The organism is Mesorhizobium sp. M2E.F.Ca.ET.209.01.1.1, assembly GCF_004010375.2.
Classification (GTDB): domain Bacteria; phylum Pseudomonadota; class Alphaproteobacteria; order Rhizobiales; family Rhizobiaceae; genus Mesorhizobium.
Window position 1 is genome coordinate 17,700 of record NZ_SADP02000018.1, and the last position, 18,447, is coordinate 36,146.

Genomic DNA, 18,447 nt, shown 5'->3' on the forward strand with positions numbered 1-18,447 from the left:
CGCCCGGCCGGCCGCCTTGCTCCCTTGGGCGACCGGCGCGGCAAAAACAACCGACACAGGCTGACAAATGACTTCGGCGACGATGCAGAGAGCCAGGCCTTCGGGCTTCAGGATCAGCAAGAAGGTGCTGCCCTATATACTCAGCCTGCCGGCCTTGCTGGTCTGCATCGGCATCCTGATCCCGTTCCTCACCTCGGTGGTCTATTCGTTCCAGCGCTACAGGCTGAGCCAGCCCTGGGCGCGCCAGTTCAATTGGGGCGACAACTACATCTCCTTCTTCACCGATCCGAAATTCTGGAACACGCTGGAGATATCGCTGCTCTATGCCGGCATCACCGTCGGGCTGGAGTTGCTGCTCGGCCTCGGCATCGCCATGCTTTTGCAGAAGCGCTCGACGCTGAACAACTTCATTTCGATCATGCTCCTGATGCCGCTGATGACGGCCCCGGCGCTGGCAGCGCTGATGTGGAAGCTGATGACCAATCCCGGCTTTGGCGTGCTGAGCTATCTCGCCAGCCTGATCGGCCTGCAGGATTTCCGCTGGGCGTCCTCGCCCTCGACGGCCTTGCTCACCGTCGTGCTCGTCGACATCTGGGTCTACACGCCCTTCATCATGATCCTGCTGCTTGCCGGCCTGCGCAGCCTGCCGACGCAGCCCTTCGAAGCCGCCGCTCTCGACGGCGTGCCGCGGAGCTTCGTCTTCTTTCGCATCACCTTGCCGATGCTGACGCCCTATATCCTGACTGCGACGCTGTTCCGCCTGCTCGATTCCATCCAGCAGTTCGACATCATCTACGCCATGACCCAGGGCGGCCCCGGCGACACGCTGACGGTCTTCCAGGTCGAGGCCTATCTCAACTTCTTCCAGTCGACCAATGTCGGCCGCTCGGCCGCGCTGATGATCATCCTGTGGGCGATCACCTATTTCCTTTCGAACATCTTCATCAAGAACTGGCTCCGGCTGCGCGAACGCGCGCGCGGCCAGGCATAGGAGGGCCGGCATGGAACACACATCGCTTCTGGAACGGGTGCTGCGCGGTATCGCGCTCACGCTGGTCGTGGTCTTCTTCATGTTTCCGATCGTCTGGATCTTCATGATGTCGTTCCAGACCAACGAGACGATCCTGCGTATCCCGCCGCAACTGGTCTTCGAGCCGACGCTCGCCAACTATACGGCGTTGATCACCGGCAAGCTGCAGACGGCGGCCGGCACGCTCGACATCGCCTTCATGCGCAATCTGTGGAACTCCATCTTCCTCTCGGTGACCTCGGTCGCAGTGGCTTTGCTGCTCGGCGTGCCGGCCGCCTATGCGTTTGCTCGCCACAAGTTCCGCGGTTCGGAGGATATCGCTTTCACGTTGCTCTCGTTCCGCTTTGCGCCGGCGCTTCTGGTGCTGTTGCCGCTCACCCTCTATTTCCAGAAGCTCGGGCTGGCCAACACCTATTTCGGCCTGATCTGGGTCTACCAACTGATCTGCCTGCCGCTGATCCTGTGGATCGTGCGCGGTTACTTCGAGGATATCCCGGCCGACATCGAATACGCCTACCGTATCGCGGGCCATTCCTGGTTCGCCACCTTCCGGAAGATCGCGCTGCCGCTCGCCGGACCGGGCATCGCGGCGGCCGGCCTGCTCGCCTTCATCTTCGCCTGGAACAATTTCGTCTTCGCGCTGGTGCTCGCTTCCGCCGACAAACAGCCAGTGACGGTCGGCGCGCTCGCCTTCATCACCTCCTCGGGCATCCAGTACGGCCAGATTTCGGCGGCGATCGTGCTGTCGATCACGCCCACGCTGGCGCTTGCTCTTTATGCGCAGCGCTATCTCGTCGAGGGCCTGTCGCTCGGGGCGGTCAAGGGATAAATCGAATGGCCAGCCTCGAACTGAAGAACATCGTCAAGCGCTACAAGAGCCAGACCGTCCTCGACGATCTGTCGCTGACCGTCGCCGATGGCGAGACACTGGTCCTGTTCGGGCCCTCCGGGGCCGGCAAGACGGTGCTGCTGCGCCTCGTCGCCGGCGTCATCGATCCGGACGAGGGCAGGATCCTGATCGGCGGCGAGGACATGACGGACGTCGACGCCGAATTCCGCGGTGTCGGCATGGCGTTCCAGAATTTCGCCCTGTTCCCGCATATGAGCGCTTTCGAGAACATCGCCACGCCGCTCGAGGCCAAGCGCTCGTCCCAAGGCGCCATCAAGGGAGGCGTCGACAGCGTCGCCAAGCTGCTCAAGATCGGCCATGTTCTCAGCCACAAGCCGCGCGCGCTGTCGAACGGTCAGAAGCAGCGCACCGCGCTTGCACGCGCGCTGGTCGGCTCGCCGCCGGTGCTGCTGCTCGACGATCCGCTGCGCAACGTCGATGCCAAGCTGCGTTTCGAGATGCGGCTGGAACTACCCAGGCTTCTCGCCGACCGCGGCGCGACCGTCATCTACGTCACCCAGGACTACAAGGAGGCGATGGCGCTTGGCGACCGCATCGCGGTGATGTCGCAAGGCGTCATCAGGCAGCTCGGCACGCCAGAACAGATCTATCGCGAGCCGGCCAATATCGAGATCGCGCGGCTGTTCGGCGACCCGACCATCAACCTGCTCGATGTCAAGCCGCAGCGCGACGCCAGGGGCATCTATGTCGGCCTGTCGAACGTGCAGGTGCATCTTGGCGGCGCTCCGGAGGCCGCGATCGGCCGCGACTGCGTCATCGGCCTGCGGCCCGAAACCCTGCACTTCGTCGCGGATAGCGAGCCGGGCGCCATCCCCGTCACCGTCGAGGCAGAGACGCCCCTCAATGAAAAGATCGTCACGCTGGTTCGCACCGTGCGCGGCCGCGAGATCCTCGTCTCGCGGCCGTCGGGCACGCCGGGCCAGAGCGGCGGCAAAGCGCATCTCGCGGTCAACGCCAAGAGCGCGCTGTTGTTCGATCAGGCCAGCGGCGAGCGCATCGGTTCGAAGAACATCGTCAGTCTGCGCAACGGAGAAGCGGCATGAGCGCGAGCGCCCTCACCATTTCCAGCGTCGACAAATTCTACGGGCCGATCGACCGCGGCGTGCATGCGGTCCAGAAGCTCAGCATCGAGATCGCCAAGGGCGAGATCATCGCGCTGCTCGGTTCGTCCGGCTGCGGCAAGACCTCGACGCTGCGCATGATCGCCGGCTTCGAGGAGGTTTCGCGCGGCGAAATCTCTGTCGCGGGCCGCAAGGTGCACACGCTGCCGCCGGTCAAGCGCAATGTGGCGATGGCCTTCGAGGGCTATTCGCTCTATCCGCCGCTCACCGTGCGCGAGAACATGGCTTTTGCGCTGAAGGCGGCCAGGCTGCAGAAGAGCGAGGTCGATGCCAAGGTCGCCAGCATCGCCAAGCTGCTCGAGATCGAGGATATCCTCGATCGTTATCCGAGCTCGATCTCCGGCGGCCAGCAGCAGCGCGCCAGCCTCGGCCGTGCCCTGATCCGCGACGCCGACCTGCATCTGCTCGACGAGCCGATGGGCCAGCTCGAGCCGCAATTGCGCGCCGTGCTTCGCGGCCGCATCAAGCACTTCATTAAGGAGCGCGGCCTGACCGCAATCCTCGTCACCCATGACCAGACCGAGGCCAACGCTCTTGCCGATCGCATCGCTGTGATGGAGGGCGGCGTGCTGCAGCAGTTCGACACGCCGCAGATGATCAAGGAGCGCCCGGCGAACCTCTTCACCGGCACCTTCGTGGGGGAGCCGCCCATGAATGTCTTTGAGGCCTTCGTCGGCAGTGGCGCTGGCAAAATCAACCTCAGACTGCCCGACGGGCTTTCGCTCGACTATGACAAGGACGCCTTCAGCGGCCCGGTCCGCGAGGCGCTGCTCAATCGCGAGCGAGTCGTCATCGGCATCAGGCCGTACGCCGTTCGGCGCTCGAAGGATGGCGTCCCGGCCACCGTCTCGGCCAATCAGTGGCTGGGCGACCAGACCCATATCGCGGCGGATTTCGCCGGCGGCTCGCTCGTCCTCGTCGAGCATGACCGCACCCGTCTCGAACTCGGCGCGCCGATCAACGTCAGCATCGACCCGGCCAACCTGCATGTCTTCGACCAGTCGAGCGGCAACGCGATTTCGCACGGTATGGAGCTTGCCTGATGAAGAATGTGCTGATCGGGATCGACGCCGGCACGTCTGTCATCAAGTCCGTCGCTTTCGATACGGCGGGCCGGCAGATCGCGGCGACGGCGCTGCCGAACCGCTATGAGACCTTGCCCGGCGGCGGCGCCGAGCAGGATCTCGCGCGCACCTGGACCGATACCGCCACCACGCTGCGCCAGCTCGCCGACAAGGTGCCGAACCTCGCCGACAGGGTGATCGCCATCGCCGTGACCGGGCAGGGCGACGGCACCTGGCTGATCGACAAGGCCGGCGAGCCGGTCGCCAAGGGGTGGCTTTGGCTCGACGCGCGTGCAGCTGCCGTGGTGGAGGAAATCCGCGCCCGGCCCGAGGACCGGCTGCGTTTCGAGAAGACCGGCAGCGGGCTCGCCGCCTGCCAGCAGGGGTCGCAGTTCGTCTTCATGAAGCGCAACATGCCGGCAATGCTCTCCGGCGCCGCCACGGCGTTCCACTGCAAGGACTGGCTCTATTTCCGGCTGACCGGCGAGCGTGCCACCGACCCGTCCGAGGGCACCTTCACCTTCGGCGATTTCCGCACCCGCGACTACAGCGACGACGTGCTGGATGTGCTGGGCGTCGCCGACCTTAAGCATTTGCTGCCGCCAATCGTCGACGGGACCAGCCATAGCGCCGGCCTCTCGCAGGCGGCGGCCGACGCCTCCGGGCTCATCGCCGGCACGCCGGTCGTGCTCGCCTATGTCGACGTCGTCTGCACCGCGCTCGGCGCCGGCCTGTTCGATCGCCAGCGCAAGCCGGGTTGCTCCATCATCGGCTCCACCGGCATGCACATGCGGCTGGCCGAAACCCCTGACGAGGTGCTGCTCAACACGGCAAAGACCGGCTACACGATGACCATGCCGGCGCCCGGCGTCTTCGCGCAGATGCAGTCGAACATGGCGGCGACGCTTAACATCGACTGGGTGCTCGGCCTCGCTTCCGGCATCCTTGCCTCGCAAGGCATAACACGCTCGAACGGCGAGATGATCGCGCTGGTCGACCATTGGATAGCGGCCTCGGAGCCGGCCTCGCTGATCTATCAGCCCTATGTCTCGGAGGCCGGCGAGCGCGGGCCGTTCGTCGACGCCAATGCGCGCGCGGGCTTCGTCGGCATCTCCTCGCGCCACGGCTATGCCGACATGGTGCGCGCCGTCTTCGAGGGCCTGGCCTTCGCCGCGCGCGATTGCTACGCCGCCATGGGGCCGCTGCCCAGCGAAATCCGGCTGACCGGGGGTGCCGCCCGCAGCTCGGCGCTGCGCAAGATCCTTGGCGCCGCAGTGGGCTCCGACGTCCGCACCAGCGCGCGAGAGGAGGCGGGCGCCGCCGGCGCCGCCATGATCGCGGCGGTCTGCCTCGGCCTCTACCCCTCGATGGACGACTGCGTTGGCGAATGGGTCTCGCCGCTGCTCGGCGAGGCGGAGCCTTGCGACCAGCAACTCGCCGCCATCTACGAAGCCATGGCTCCCTCCTACGTAATGGCACATGAGGCCCTGCGCCCGGTCTGGCGATCTATCGCCGCATCGAAAGTGAATTGAGAAGCAGCATGCACAGAAAGATTGCGATCATCGGCGACCGTTTCATGCTTCCGGAGGTGTTCCGGTCGGAGATCGAGAAGGCCTGTGGCAACAGCCTGGACATCCGCACGCTCGAAAGCGCCTGGCCGGACGAACCGATGGAGTTCGGCAATCCCGCGCTCGGCCTCGACAAGGTCAAGGAATATTTCGGTCGGCCGGACGATGTGGTGGACTTCATCAGCGATGCCGAGATCCTGGTCACCCAACTGGCGCCGCTCTCGGAAGGCATGATGCAGCGTCTGCCGGGACTAAAGCTGGTCGCGGTCTCGCGCGGCGGTCCGATCAACATCGACATGGCCGCCGCCAGGGCCCATGGCATTCGCGTCGTCAACGTCCCTGGACGTAATGCCAGCGCGGTCGCCGAATTCACCATCGGCGCCATCCTCGCCGAGACGCGGCTGATCCGCGTCGGTCATGAGGCGCTGCGCAAGGGCGAGTGGCGCGGCGATCTCTACCGCGCGGACCGCACCGGCCGCGAGCTCAGCGAAATGACGGTCGGCGTCGTCGGCTATGGCAATATCGGCACCAAGGTCGTGTGCCTGCTGCGCGCCTTCGGCTGCCGCATCTTGGTCTGCGACCCCTATGTGCAACTGAGCGCGGAAGACAGGAATGCCGGCGTCGAGCTCGTCGCGCTGGACGACCTGCTCGGCCGCTCCGACGTAGTCACGATCCATCCTCGCGTCACCGAGGAGACCCGTGGCCTGGTCAACAAGGACACCATCGCCAGGATGAAGCCCGGCGTGATCTTCATCAACACCGCGCGCGGGCCGCTGGTCGACTATGACGCGCTGTACGACGCGCTGGCATCGGGCCAGATCGCCAGCGCCATGCTGGAAACCTTCGCGGTCGAGCCCGTGCCTGCCGACTGGCCGCTGCTGCAGCTGCCGAATGTGACGCTGACGCCGCATATTGCCGGCGCTTCGGTGCGCACCGTCACCTATGCCGCCGAGCAGGCGGCCGAGGAAGTGCGCCGCTATCTGGCCGGCCTGCCACCGGTCAATCCATGCTGAGGGCGGCGGCGATGACGCGGCAAACAGGCACCGGGGCTCGATCGGGATGAGCGGCGATAGCGACATCGTCGACCTCTTCGTCATCGGCGGCGGCGTCAATGGCGCCGGCATTGCGCGCGATGCCGCTGGACGCGGCCTGTCCGTCATTCTGTGCGAGAAGGACGATCTCGCCGAAGGCACCAGTTCGCGCTCCGGCAAGCTCGTCCATGGCGGCCTGCGCTATCTCGAATATTACGAGTTCCGCCTGGTGCGCGAGGCGCTGATCGAGCGCGAGGTGTTGCTCGAATCCGCTCCGCACATCATCTGGCCGATGCGCTTCGTGCTGCCGCACAGTCCGGACGATCGGCCAGCCTGGCTGGTGCGGTTGGGCCTGTACCTTTACGACCATCTCGGCGGCCGCAAGCGGCTGCCTGCCACTCGAATGCTCAATCTTCGTACCGCGCCTGAGGGCGCGCCGATCAAGGACGCCTTCAAGCGCGGCTTTGAATATTCCGATTGCTGGGTCGACGATGCCAGGCTGGTGGTCATCAACGCGCTCGACGCTGCGCAGCGCGGAGCCAAGGTCCTGACCCGCACCGCCTGCACCGCCGCGCGCCGTGAGAATGGCCTGTGGGTCGTAGAGATGCGAGACGGCGGCACCGGCGTGAAGACAATGGTGCGGGCGAGGGCACTCATCAATGCCGCCGGTCCTTGGGTCAACGACGTCGTCAACCGCGTCGCCGGCCAGAACTCCAGGCGCAATGTCCGCCTGGTCAAGGGCAGCCACATCGTCGTGCCGAAATTCTGGGAAGGGCGGCAGGCCTATCTTGTTCAGAACAATGACAAGCGGGTGATCTTCATCAACCCCTACCAGAACGATCTGGCGCTGATCGGCACCACCGACATTCCCTATGAGGGGCGGCCGGAGGACGTCAAAGCTGACGAAAGCGAGATCGACTACCTGATCAGGGTCGTCAACCGCTACTTCAAGCGCGGGCTCGCCCGCACCGATGTCGTCTATTCCTTCTCAGGTGTCAGGCCGCTCTACGACGACAACGCCGACAATCCGAGCGCGGTGACGCGCGACTATATCTTCGAGCTTGACGCGCCGTCCGGCCATGCGCCGCTGCTCTCGGTCTTCGGCGGCAAGATCACCACCTTTCGCAAGCTCGCCGAGCACGCGCTGGATCGCATCGAGCCCTTCTTGCCGAAGATGGGCAAAGCCTGGACTGCGAAAGCGCATTTGCCGGGCGGCGAGATCGCCAACGCCGATTTCGAACAATTCCTGGGCGATCTCGGTCGCGACTATCCGTGGATGCCGGCTTCCTTGCTCAAGCATTACGGCCGGCTTTATGGCACCCGCGCCCGCGCCCTGGTCGGCGGCGCCGGCTCGCTTGACGATCTCGGGCGGCGCTTCGGCAGGGACTTCTTCGAACGCGAGGCCGCCTATCTCCTCGAGCATGAGTGGGCGTCGACCGCGGCCGATATTCTCGACCGCCGCACCAAGCACGGACTGCATATGTCGACTGCTGAGCGAGCTACCTTCGAGGATTGGTGCGCCAACCGATTGGCGAAGGCCGGCTGATGGTTGTTCGGATCGATCAGGAAGACGCCGAGTTGCGGGCGCTGCGCGTGCTGTCGGCCAGCGTCGGCGCCGATCCCCTGCTGGTCCAGGGCGCCGGTGGCAACACCTCCCTCAAACAGGCCGGCCTGTTGTGGATCAAGGCGTCGGGCACCTGGCTGATGAATGCGGCCACCAGCGACATCATGGTGCCGGTGGAACTGGCGCCCTTGCTCGAGGCGGTCGCCCACCGCAGCCCGGCGGCCGAGAAGGCCGACCAGTTCACGCCGGCCGACCTCAATCCGCATCGCCTGCGGCCTTCGATCGAGACGACGGTGCATGCGCTGCTGCCGCAAAGGATCGTCGTCCACGTCCATTGCGTCGAGACCATTGCGATTGCCGTGCAGGCCAATGCGGAAGCTTTGCTCGCCGAGCGCCTGCGCGGGCTGGACTGGGTCTTCGTGCCGTATCGCCGGCCGGGCCTGCCGCTGGCGCAAGGCATTGCCGAGCGGCTGAAGCCTCGTACCGATGTGCTGGTGCTCGGCAATCACGGACTGGTTGTCGCCGCCGACACCGTCGAGGAAGCGAGCCTGTTGCTGAGGCGCGTCAGCGGACTGCTCGCGCGTCCGCCGCGCGCGACGGCTCAACCCGACATCGACGCGCTGATCCGCCTCGCCATGGGCAGCGACTACCGGCTTCCGTCCGCCATCGAAGCGCATGCAGTGGCGACCGATCTTGCCAGCTGTCGCATCGCGGCGGCCGGAAGCCTCTATCCCGACCATGTCATTTTCCTCGGCGTTGGCTCGGTGATCGCCGGCCCTAACGAGAACGCCGCCACCGTCGCGGCCAGGACCGGCACGGCCGGCGAACAGCCACCGATGTCGATCCTGTTTCCTGGCAAGGGCGTGTTGATTCGGCGGGACGCCAACGCCGGCGCCGAGGCGATGGCGCGCTGCCTCGCTGACGTCGTCGCGCGCGTCGATCCGGCCGCGCGCGTCAACTATCTCAGCCCGGAACAGAATGGCGAGCTCTTGAACTGGGATGCGGAGAAATACCGCCAGGAACTGAACCGGCGCGCCGGGACGACCCTGCAATGACGGCGCTGGTCGTAGGCATCGATGTCGGCACCTCCGGCGTGCGCGCCGTCGCCATGGATCCTGGCGGCGCGATCCACGGGCAAGCCGGCGTCGCGCTTGCCGATTTCGGAACCGATTGGCGGGACGCGTCGACCTGGTGGCGCGCTACCGAAGCCGCTTTGAAGACCCTCTTCGCCCTGGTCGATAGAAGTCGGGTGCGCGCGCTTGCCGTCGACGGCACTTCCGGCACGATGCTGCCGATCGACAATGCCGGCGAGCCGCTCGCGTCGGCATTGATGTATTCCGACAAGGTCGAGGACGCGGCGATCCTCTCCGCGATCGCTGCCCACGCGCCGCCGGAAAGCGCCGCCCATGGCGCCACTTCCGGCCTCGCCAAGCTGCTGCAGTTCCAGGGCATGCTGACACCGGCTCGCATCCTCCACCAGGGCGACTGGATCGCCGGCCGCCTGACCGGCCGTTTCGATATCAGCGACGAAAACAATGCGCTGAAGACCGGCTATGACCCGGTCCGCCGAAGTTGGCCGGATTGGATCGGGGGGACGGGCGCGGACATGGCTTTGCTGCCAGGTGTCGTTCCCCCGGGCACTGCCGTCGGCAAGGTCAGCGCTGGGGCCGCGCAGAATTTCGGCCTTGAGGGGAACGTGGTCGTGGTCGCTGGCACCACCGATGGCTGCGCTTCCTTCCTCGCCACGGGAGCGAAGAATGTCGGTGACGCCGTCACGGCTCTTGGTTCCTCGCTGACTCTGAAGGTGCTCTGCGAAAGACCGCTGTTCGCGCCCAAATACGGCATCTACAGTCATTGCATCGGCGACGCGTGGCTGGCCGGCGGTGCGTCGAACACCGGCGGCAAGGTGCTGGCGCATTTCTTCCCCGTCGAGCGCATCGTCGAGCTCTCCGGATCAATTGATCCGGACCGGCCGACCGGCCTCGACTATTACCCATTGATCGGCACCGGCGAGCGCTTTCCGATCGCCGATGCGGGCCTCGCGCCGCGCCTCGATCCGCGCCCGGCGGACGACGCGCTGTTCCTGCAGGCGATGCTGGAAGGAATTGCCGCCATCGAGACGCGCGGCTACCGGCAACTTGCCGATCTCGGTGGGCCGGCGCTGCGTTCCGTCCGCAGCGTTGGTGGCGGCGCCCGCAACCCTGTGTGGACGGCAATCCGCGCAAGGCAACTGCGCGTGCCTTTTTTCGAAGCGCTTTCCGAGGAGGCGGCGGCCGGTACGGCAAGGCTGGCGCTGCAGGGCGCGCACCAGGCAGGCTTGCTATGAGCATCGCGGCAACGAAACCCGTGACGCTGCGCGATCTCGCCGACCTGGCCGGCCGCTACGATCATTTCATTGTCGATCAATTCGGCGTCCTGCATGATGGCAGCGTCGCCTATCCGGGAGCAATCACGGCGCTGTCGAAGCTGAAGGCCGCTGGAAAATCCGTGGTGCTTCTGTCCAATTCCGGCAAGCGTGCGGCGCCTAACGAGGATCGCCTTGTCGGACTCGGCTTCGAGCGCGGCTCCTGGGACGTCTTCGTCAGTTCCGGCGAAGTCGCCTGGCGGCGCTTTGCCGGGCTGGCCGGGCAGCCCGGTCTCCCCCGCGGCACGCGCTGCCTGCTGATTGCGCGCGATGGCGACACGAGTGCCGTCGACGGTCTCGACATCGTGCTGGTCGACGACGCCGGTCGGGCCGAAATCATCCTGCTTTCGGCAAGCGAGGGTGACCGTTTCGAGCTCAATCACTATCGCGAGATGCTGGCCCCTGCCGCGGTCTCCGGCGTGCCCTGCCTGTGCACCAATCCGGACAGGATCATGCTGACGAAATCGGGTCAGCGTTTCGGCGCCGGCAGGATCGCCGAACTCTACGAGGAACTGGGCGGCAACGTCGAATGGATCGGCAAGCCGCATAGGGCGATCTATGACGCGGCGCTCGCAATGTTGGGCAACCCGCCGCGCGAACGTGTTGTCGGTATCGGCGACAGTATCGAACACGACATAGCCGGCGCATCGGGCGCCGGCCTGCCGTCGGCGCTGGTGCGTTCGGGCATACTGGCCGAAATGAGCGGTCAGCAACTCAGCGAGCTGTTTGCGCGTCACGACGCCCGGCCGGACTTCATCCTGCCGGGCTTCGTCTGGCAGGTCTGAGCAGGAGGTGAAGCCATGGCTTTCACGCTGTCCCTCAACACCAATCCGCTGGTCAACCGCTTCGCCGATCCCGACGACCTGATCGACGCGATCGCCTATGGCATCGGCATCAGGGATGTCCAGCTCACGCATGAGTTCGTCAATCCGGGCTGGCCGGCGGCGACGATCGCGAAATTCATCCGCCTATTCCGCGCCGCTTTGGATCGTACTGGCGTGCGCGTCACGTCGTGCATGACCGGCCCCTATGGCAGGCTCAACCATTTCGGCCATCCGGATGCCGATGTACGCCGCTACTATGTCGACTGGTTCAAGATTTTCGCCGACATCTCGGCCGAACTGGGCGCCACAAGCATGGGCACGCAGTTCGCCATCTTCACCCACCAGGACTATGACGATCCCAAGCGCCGCGCCCGGCTGCTCGACATCGCCATGGAGTGCTGGCGCGAGGTGGCCGAACATGCCAGGGCGGCCGGACTGACCTATCTGTTCTGGGAGCCGATGTCGGTCGGCCGCGAATTCGGCCACACCATCGAGAACTGCCGGGCGCTGCACGAGCAGATCGAGGCGGCCAATCTGTCCATTCCGCTCTTGATGATGGTCGACATCGACCATGGCGATGTCACGTCGAGCAATCCCGACGATATCGACCCCTATGCCTGGGCCGAGGCCTTCCCGAGGCAGTCGCCGATCATCCACATCAAGCAGTCGTCGATGAACAAGGGCGGCCATTGGCCGTTCACCGCCGCCTACAACAAGGACGGCCGCATAACCCCGGAAAAGCTGTTGGAGACGGTTCGGCGCGGCGGCGGCACCGACAACGAAATCTGCCTCGAATTGTCGTTCCGCGAGCGCGAGCCGGTCGACCACCAGGTCGTGGCCATGATCCGCGAGTCGGTCGACTATTGGGCGCCCTTCATCGATGCGGGCAGGTCGGCGCTGGCGCCGCGAAAGTAGGCGATCCAAGCTCGCAGCGTTGAAGGCTGCCGTCTCGCCTTGACCCTTGCGTCCGACCGGGTGGCCGGCGATCCCATACGAAATCATGGAGCGACGTTCCGAGCGTATGGTCCGATGAACTCCGCCATGCTGCCTGCCTCGGCGATGCCATGGGTCAGGCCTTCGCGCCGCCTCCATCCAGCGTTCAGAATGCAACCGAAGGGCGCTTGCCTAATTGGTATGCTGGTATAATGTGTACCTGACATGGCGTCATTCTCATTAGATGCCGCTATGCGCTGTTGTCTTTCTGGGAGGAATACAATGAAGGTTTCAATTGTGGCGGCGCTTGCCAGCGCCGGGCTGGTGGCTGTTGCGACGTTGCCGGCGCAGGCATCCCCGGACGCACCGGTCATCGCGCTCGCCAATGCCTACTACGGCAACACTTGGCGTCATCAGATGGTGGAAGCGTTCGAGGCTTCGGCCAAGGAAGCCAAGGCCGCGGGACAGATCGCCGACTACATCGTCATGAACGGCGACGGCTCGGTCGCGCAGCAGAACAGCCAGATCGCCGAACTGATCCTGAAGAAGGTCGACGTTCTCGCCGTCGACGCCGCTTCGGAGACCGCCGTCAACGGCATCATCGAGAAGGCCTGCAAGGCCGGCATCATCGTCATCTCCTTCGACTCGGTCGCCTCGGCGCCGTGCAACTATCAGTTGAATTTCGACTTCAAGGGCTACAAGGCAACCCAGGCCGAGGCCGTCTTCAAGATGCTCGGCGGCAAGGGCAATGTCATCCAGGTGCGCGGCGTAAAGGGCTCGGCGCCCGACAACGACATGTTCAACGCGCAGCAATCGGTGCTGGCCAAATATCCGGACATCAAGGTGGTCGCGACCGTCTACGGCCAGGCGACGGCATCGGTCGCGCAGTCGGCGATCGCCAACGTGCTGCCCTCGCTGCCGCATGTCGATGCCGTGCTCGGCCAGGGCGGCAGCGACGATGTCGGCATCGCCCAGGCCTTCGTCCAGTATGGCGGCGACTACAAGGACAAGATGCCGGTCATCGAAGGCGGCGGCGGCACCGACTTCGTCAAATGGTGGGCCGAGGAGAATGCCAAGAACGGCTACCAGACCGTGTCCATGAACACCACGCCGGGCATCGGCGGCGCCGCCTTCTGGCTCGGGCTGTCGCTGCTCAAGGGCGCCAAGGCGCCGAAGCTGATGATCATGCCGGTAGCAACCGTCGATGCCGGCAACCTGAAGGATTACGCCAAGCTGCCCGGCGGCCAGATCATCAGCCCGAGCTACTCGCTGGATTGGGTCAAGCAGAACCTGCTCAGCAAGTAAGGCGACCGGCCCAGGGATCGGGCGCTGGCCGCACGGCCGGGCCCGGTCTCGCCGCCATGAATCGGAGGACGAATGTCCCATATCGCCGTCGCCGTACAGGCCACCGCTGCCGCCGCGGCTCCTGCCGGGCCGAGCGTCGTTTCGCTGAGCGGCATCACCAAGAGCTTCGGCCCGACGCTTGCCAATGCGGGAATCGATCTTTCCGTTCGCGCCGGCGACGTGATCGGACTTGTCGGCGGCAACGGCGCCGGCAAGACGACGCTGATGCGCATCCTGTGCGGCGCGATGTGGCCGACTCTCGGTTCGATTTGTTTCGCCGACGAGGAGGTAGCTTTCGCCGGATACGACACCGGCGAAGCGCAGCGGCGCGGCATCCGCATGGTGCATCAGGAGCTGTCGCTCTGCGCCAACCTGTCGGTCGCCGAGAACTTCTTCCTGGAAACCCCCGCCGACTCGGCAAGCCGGCCGGGCTGGCGCGCGCTCTACCGAGCCCGCGCCCGCGCGGCGCTCGATGCCGTTTTCCCCGGCAACGGCATCGATGCCGACGCCGAGGTCGGACACCTGACCATCGCCGAGCGGCAGATGGTGGAGATCGCGCGCGCCGCGGCGACACCGGGCGTCAAGCTCATCGTGCTCGACGAGCCGACATCCTCGCTCGATCTCGACCGCTCGAAACAGCTGCGGGCCTTCATCCGCGAGCGGGCGAAGGCAGGACTCGCCTTCATCTTCATCAGCCACAAGCTGCAGGAAATCATCGACATCGCCACCGAGGTCGTGGTGCTGCGCAACGGCCGCACAGCCTGGCAGGGCCATGCCGCGGACGCCTCGATCGGCAAGCTGGTGCAGCTGATGGGCGGCGACGCCAATCCGGTCCACCAGCACCCCGTCACCGCCGCGTCCTCCCAGGACGTGCTCGTGCGGCTCTCCGGGCCGCTGACGGCCACGCTCGGCCGCGACATCGACATCGTGCGCGGCGAGATCGTTGGGCTGGCCGGCCTCGAGGGCAGCGGGCAGAAGGAATTGCTGCACGCTATCTTCAGCCCCGACCGAAACCAGCATGCGGGCGTTTCCAGGCGGGCGGAGGCAGGCTTCATCGCCGGCGACCGACAGAAGGAAGGCGTATTCCCGCTGTGGAGCGTGCTTTCCAACATCAGCATCGGCGCTCTTGCCCGCAGGCCAGCGATCGGGCTGGTTTCCGATCGCGCCAATCGCGACACGGCCATCGGCGCCGCCAGCAAGCTGCGGCTCGACGACAAGCGCTTCCAGTCCAACATCACTGATCTCAGCGGCGGTAACCAGCAGAAGGCGCTGGTGGCGCGGGCGATGGTCGCCGACACGCCGGTCATCCTGCTCGACGATCCGACGCGCGGCGTCGACATCGCCACCAAGCAGGATTTCTACCGGCTCTGCAACGAGGTCGCGCGCGGCGGCCGCGCGCTGGTCTGGCACACGACCGAGGACGCCGAGCTGCTCGCCTGCGACCGTGTGCTGGTCTTTTCCGGCGGCCGGATCGTGAAGGAACTAGCCGGCGAGGCGATCACCGAGCAGGCGATCGTCGGCGCCTCCTTCGCGCTTTCGGCGGACGGCCAGGCGCGCGCCGCCAGTAAGCGGACCGCGCCCGCGAGGCTTGGGCGCAAGCTGGTCAATGCCGCGCCTTTCATCGGACTTACCGCCGTGCTCGCCATCATGATCGCGATCAACCCGGCGGTCGCCTCGACGTTCGGGCTCGACCTGTTGTTGATGCCGGCGCTGTCGCTGGTGCTGGTCACAGCGGCGCAGATGTTCATTGTCGGCGGCTCAGAGATCGACCTCGGCGTCGGCGCCTTCGCCGGACTGGTCAGCGTGCTCAGCGCCACGCTGCTCTACGACCAGCCATGGCTCGGCGCGCTGGCCCTGGCGGCCGCGCTCGCCGCCTATGCGGGGCTTGGCGGCGTCATCCAGGCGCGCAAGATCCCGGCCATCGTCGTCACGCTGGGCGCGTCCTTCATCTGGGTAGGCATCGGCTACGCGCTGCAGCCGACACCGGGCGGCGCCAGCCCCGAGTGGCTGTCGACGCTCTTCGGCTGGTCGATCGGCTTCATGCCCACCTCGATCTTCATGATCGTGGCCGTGGCGCTGATCGTGCTTGTCATCGACCGGCTGCCGCTCGGCGTGGTGCTGCGCGGCTTCGGCAACAATCCCGCCGCGATGATCCGCTCGGGATGGTCGCCGACGCGCTACGCGCTGGTGCGCTACCTCATCGCCGGCCTGTTCGCAGGCGCCGCCGGCCTGTCGCTGACCGCCATCAACACGGCGAGCGACATCAACTCCGGCAATTCATACACCTTGCTCAGCGTTGCCGCCGTAGTGATGGGCGGCTGCTCGCTGCTCGGCGGCATCATCTCGCCGGTCGGCGCGGTCGCCGGCGCGGTGACGCTGTCTTTGATCGGCGCGCTGCTCGGCACGCTCAGCGTCAGCAGCGACTACAACGCCGCCACGCAAGGGCTGATCCTGATCGCGCTGCTCACGCTGCGCAGCCTGACCGCCGACCGCAGGAGCGAGCCATGAACGCACTCGCCACATTCGGCCTCTGGGCGCAGCGCAACCGCTGGATCTGGGCCGCGATCGGCGTGCTCATCCTCTGGCTGGTGCTCTCCATCGTCACCAGCCGCTTCAGCCTCTCCAGCCTCTCCGGCGTCATTTTGTCGGCGTCCTTCCTGACGGTGGTCGGCATCGGCCAGATGTTCGTGTTGACGACCGGGCGCGGCAATATCGACCTGTCGGTGGCGTCGGTGATCACGCTCAGTGCTTTCGTCGCGCTGCTGACCATCAAGGGCCAGGACGCGAACCTCGCCATCGGGGTCGTCGCCGCCATCCTGCTTGGTCTTGCGGTCGGGGCGCTCAACTCGCTGCTCGTCGTCGGCCTCGGCATTCCGGCGATCATCGCGACATTGGCGACAGGCTATGTGCTGGCGACCGCGACGCTTCTGTCGAACAAGGCGATCCCGGGCTTTGCCGTCAGCCCTTCTCTCAAGGATCTCGCGACGGGGCGCATCGGGGGAGTACCGATCATGGCCGTTGTCGCCATCGTCGGAGTAGCCGTGACCTCCTTCGTGCTGCGCTACACCGTATTCGGACAGCTCCTGTCGGCAGTCGGTCAGAACCGCGCCGCGGCGCGGCTTGCCGGCATCCGCAATGGCCGGGTGATCGCGTCGGCCTTCATCATCTCATCGGTGCTGGCGTCGCTCGACGGGCTGCTGCTCGGCGCCTATATCGGCGGCGCCTTCCTGGAGATGGGCCAGCCCTATCTCTTGCAGTCGATCGCCGCCGTGGTGCTTGGCGGAACGCTGATCTTTGGCGGCTCGGCGACGGCGCTCGGCACGCTCTTCGCCAGCATCCTGCTCGTCCTAATCGTCACCACCATGCAGATCATCAGCCTGCCGCCGGGCGCTCAGGACATCGTGCAGGGCATCGTCGTCATCTTCGTACTCGCGCTGGCCGGGCGCCAGGCGTTGGCGCGGCGTGCGCCTGCCGATCTTGCGGACGGTGACAAGGGCGCCGCTACGAAGACGAGAGCGGACACAGCTACAGCCCTACCGAAATGACGGGAAACAAAATAAACAATGCTTCTTGCCAAAATTTGGTAGAGTGATCATACCAGTATACAAGATGACGATCGGCGCCGCCGTCGTCTGAACATCAGGAGCAGGTTAGATGACGACGATCGCGCTGTTCGGTGCCGGGGGCAAAATGGGCTACCGCCTGTCGACCAATTTTCGCGGTTCCCCCTACAGCATCCGCCATGTCGAGATCAGCGAGGCGGGCAAGGAGCGTCTGAAATCCGGACTCGGCATCGACACGCTCAGTGTCGATGAAGCGCTCGACGGCGCCGAAGTGGTGATCCTGGCGGTTCCCGACACGCATATCGGCAAGGTCGCAGCCGGCATCGAGAGCAAACTCGCGGCCGGCACCATGGTCATCGTGCTCGACGCGGCAGCGCCTTTTGCCGGCCACCTGCCAAAGCGGCCCGATCTGACCTATTTCGTCACGCATCCGTGCCATCCGCCGATCTTCAACGACGAGACCGACATGGCGGCCAAGAAGGATTTCTTCGGCGGCGTAAAGGCCAAGCAGCATTTCGTCAGCGCCCTGATGCAGGGGCCGGAGGCGGACTACGCCAAGGGCGAGAAGATCGCCCAGATCATCTGGGCGCCGGTGATGCGTTCGCACCGCGTCACCGTCGAGCAGATGGCGCTGCTCGAACCCGGGCTCTCGGAGACGGTCTGTGCGTCGCTGCTCGTCGTCATGAAGGAAGCGCTCGACGAGGTCGTGGCGCGCGGCGTCGACCGGCAGGCGGCGCTCGACTTCCTGCTCGGCCACATGAATGTGCTCGGCGCCGTCATCTTCGGCGAGACCAAGGGCGTGTTCTCGGACGCCTGCAACAAGGCGATCGAATTCGGCAAGCCGGTGCTGATGCGCGACGACTGGAAGCGGGTCTTCGAGCCGGAGGAGATCGCCGCCAGTATCCAGCGCATCACCTGAGGCGCCGGCGGCTCGAATTTTTGAAAGATGGCGAACTGGACGAGTCGTGAATCAGGTACATATCACCTGAATTAATGATTGACTCATCATACCAGTTGGTTTTAGCTGCTCCGGCTCGGACTTCTGGGAATCCGACGACGGAGGACGAAGGACGGCGAGCAGCAGGACAAAG

The 18,447-nt window shown here is 65.4% G+C and carries 15 protein-coding genes; all 15 read left to right on the forward strand.

Annotated features, from left to right (window positions below):
• Positions 1 to 67 precede the first annotated feature (67 nt).
• The 15 genes from EN852_RS26765 to EN852_RS26835 all read left to right on the forward strand — a co-directional run bounded on the left by EN852_RS26765 (position 68) and on the right by EN852_RS26835 (position 18,275).
• Positions 68 to 991, forward strand: coding sequence for a sugar ABC transporter permease (locus EN852_RS26765; RefSeq protein ID WP_127863953.1), 924 nt, complete (start codon positions 68 to 70; stop codon positions 989 to 991).
• A gap of 10 nt (positions 992 to 1,001) precedes the next feature.
• Positions 1,002 to 1,859 carry a carbohydrate ABC transporter permease gene (locus EN852_RS26770; protein ID WP_127863954.1) on the forward strand — a complete coding sequence of 286 codons (858 nt, stop codon included), beginning with the start codon at positions 1,002 to 1,004 and terminating at the stop codon, positions 1,857 to 1,859.
• A gap of 5 nt (positions 1,860 to 1,864) precedes the next feature.
• Positions 1,865 to 2,983, forward strand: a complete 1,119-nt coding sequence (locus EN852_RS26775) for an ABC transporter ATP-binding protein (protein WP_127878331.1) — start codon at positions 1,865 to 1,867, stop codon at positions 2,981 to 2,983.
• Positions 2,980 to 4,104 carry an ABC transporter ATP-binding protein gene (locus tag EN852_RS26780; protein ID WP_127863956.1) on the forward strand — a complete coding sequence of 375 codons (1,125 nt, stop codon included), beginning with the start codon at positions 2,980 to 2,982 and terminating at the stop codon, positions 4,102 to 4,104. Before EN852_RS26775 ends, EN852_RS26780 begins: the two co-directional genes overlap by 4 nt.
• The gene (locus EN852_RS26785) at positions 4,104 to 5,657 is read left to right on the forward strand and encodes an FGGY-family carbohydrate kinase (RefSeq protein WP_127863957.1); all 1,554 of its coding nucleotides are present in this window, start codon (positions 4,104 to 4,106) and stop codon (positions 5,655 to 5,657) included. The genes EN852_RS26780 and EN852_RS26785 overlap by 1 nt, the downstream gene beginning before the upstream one ends.
• Positions 5,658 to 5,665: 8 nt before the next feature.
• Entirely contained in the window at positions 5,666 to 6,706 is a 1,041-nt protein-coding gene (locus EN852_RS26790; protein WP_127863958.1) for a 2-hydroxyacid dehydrogenase, read from the forward strand.
• Between the two features lie 46 nt (positions 6,707 to 6,752).
• On the forward strand, positions 6,753 to 8,270 hold the full coding sequence (locus tag EN852_RS26795) for a glycerol-3-phosphate dehydrogenase (protein WP_127878333.1): 1,518 nt from the start codon (positions 6,753 to 6,755) through the stop codon (positions 8,268 to 8,270).
• Complete coding sequence (locus EN852_RS26800; RefSeq protein ID WP_127863960.1) at positions 8,270 to 9,343, forward strand: class II aldolase/adducin family protein; 1,074 nt, start codon at positions 8,270 to 8,272, stop codon at positions 9,341 to 9,343. The genes EN852_RS26795 and EN852_RS26800 overlap by 1 nt, the downstream gene beginning before the upstream one ends.
• On the forward strand, positions 9,340 to 10,614 hold the full coding sequence (locus EN852_RS26805; RefSeq protein ID WP_127878335.1) for an FGGY-family carbohydrate kinase: 1,275 nt from the start codon (positions 9,340 to 9,342) through the stop codon (positions 10,612 to 10,614). The genes EN852_RS26800 and EN852_RS26805 overlap by 4 nt, the downstream gene beginning before the upstream one ends.
• Positions 10,611 to 11,477: a TIGR01459 family HAD-type hydrolase gene (locus EN852_RS26810; RefSeq protein WP_127863962.1), complete on the forward strand. Its 867-nt coding sequence runs from the start codon at positions 10,611 to 10,613 to the stop codon at positions 11,475 to 11,477. The genes EN852_RS26805 and EN852_RS26810 overlap by 4 nt, the downstream gene beginning before the upstream one ends.
• A 15-nt stretch (positions 11,478 to 11,492) precedes the next feature.
• Positions 11,493 to 12,431: a TIM barrel protein gene (locus EN852_RS26815; protein WP_127863963.1), complete on the forward strand. Its 939-nt coding sequence runs from the start codon at positions 11,493 to 11,495 to the stop codon at positions 12,429 to 12,431.
• Between the two features lie 300 nt (positions 12,432 to 12,731).
• Positions 12,732 to 13,754, forward strand: coding sequence for an ABC transporter substrate-binding protein (locus tag EN852_RS26820; RefSeq protein WP_127863964.1), 1,023 nt, complete (start codon positions 12,732 to 12,734; stop codon positions 13,752 to 13,754).
• A gap of 72 nt (positions 13,755 to 13,826) precedes the next feature.
• A complete protein-coding gene (locus tag EN852_RS26825; protein WP_127863965.1) occupies positions 13,827 to 16,301 on the forward strand; it encodes an ATP-binding cassette domain-containing protein in 2,475 nt (824 codons plus the stop codon).
• A complete protein-coding gene (locus EN852_RS26830; protein ID WP_127878337.1) occupies positions 16,298 to 17,338 on the forward strand; it encodes an ABC transporter permease in 1,041 nt (346 codons plus the stop codon). The genes EN852_RS26825 and EN852_RS26830 overlap by 4 nt, the downstream gene beginning before the upstream one ends.
• A gap of 109 nt (positions 17,339 to 17,447) precedes the next feature.
• Positions 17,448 to 18,275 (forward strand): phosphogluconate dehydrogenase C-terminal domain-containing protein, encoded by an 828-nt coding sequence (locus EN852_RS26835; RefSeq protein ID WP_127863967.1) that lies wholly within the window; start codon positions 17,448 to 17,450, stop codon positions 18,273 to 18,275.
• Positions 18,276 to 18,447: the final 172 nt, after the last annotated feature.

Coding starts and splice junctions, on each gene's coding strand:
- EN852_RS26825 (WP_127863965.1), top strand. CDS start 13,827: ATGTCCCATATCGCCGTCGCCGTACAGGCCACCGCTGCCGCCGCGGCT.
- EN852_RS26785 (WP_127863957.1), top strand. CDS start 4,104: ATGAAGAATGTGCTGATCGGGATCGACGCCGGCACGTCTGTCATCAAG.
- EN852_RS26790 (WP_127863958.1), top strand. CDS start 5,666: ATGCACAGAAAGATTGCGATCATCGGCGACCGTTTCATGCTTCCGGAG.
- EN852_RS26830 (WP_127878337.1), top strand. CDS start 16,298: ATGAACGCACTCGCCACATTCGGCCTCTGGGCGCAGCGCAACCGCTGG.
- EN852_RS26805 (WP_127878335.1), top strand. CDS start 9,340: ATGACGGCGCTGGTCGTAGGCATCGATGTCGGCACCTCCGGCGTGCGC.
- EN852_RS26815 (WP_127863963.1), top strand. CDS start 11,493: ATGGCTTTCACGCTGTCCCTCAACACCAATCCGCTGGTCAACCGCTTC.
- EN852_RS26835 (WP_127863967.1), top strand. CDS start 17,448: ATGACGACGATCGCGCTGTTCGGTGCCGGGGGCAAAATGGGCTACCGC.
- EN852_RS26765 (WP_127863953.1), top strand. CDS start 68: ATGACTTCGGCGACGATGCAGAGAGCCAGGCCTTCGGGCTTCAGGATC.
- EN852_RS26810 (WP_127863962.1), top strand. CDS start 10,611: ATGAGCATCGCGGCAACGAAACCCGTGACGCTGCGCGATCTCGCCGAC.
- EN852_RS26800 (WP_127863960.1), top strand. CDS start 8,270: ATGGTTGTTCGGATCGATCAGGAAGACGCCGAGTTGCGGGCGCTGCGC.
- EN852_RS26795 (WP_127878333.1), top strand. CDS start 6,753: ATGAGCGGCGATAGCGACATCGTCGACCTCTTCGTCATCGGCGGCGGC.
- EN852_RS26775 (WP_127878331.1), top strand. CDS start 1,865: ATGGCCAGCCTCGAACTGAAGAACATCGTCAAGCGCTACAAGAGCCAG.
- EN852_RS26820 (WP_127863964.1), top strand. CDS start 12,732: ATGAAGGTTTCAATTGTGGCGGCGCTTGCCAGCGCCGGGCTGGTGGCT.
- EN852_RS26770 (WP_127863954.1), top strand. CDS start 1,002: ATGGAACACACATCGCTTCTGGAACGGGTGCTGCGCGGTATCGCGCTC.
- EN852_RS26780 (WP_127863956.1), top strand. CDS start 2,980: ATGAGCGCGAGCGCCCTCACCATTTCCAGCGTCGACAAATTCTACGGG.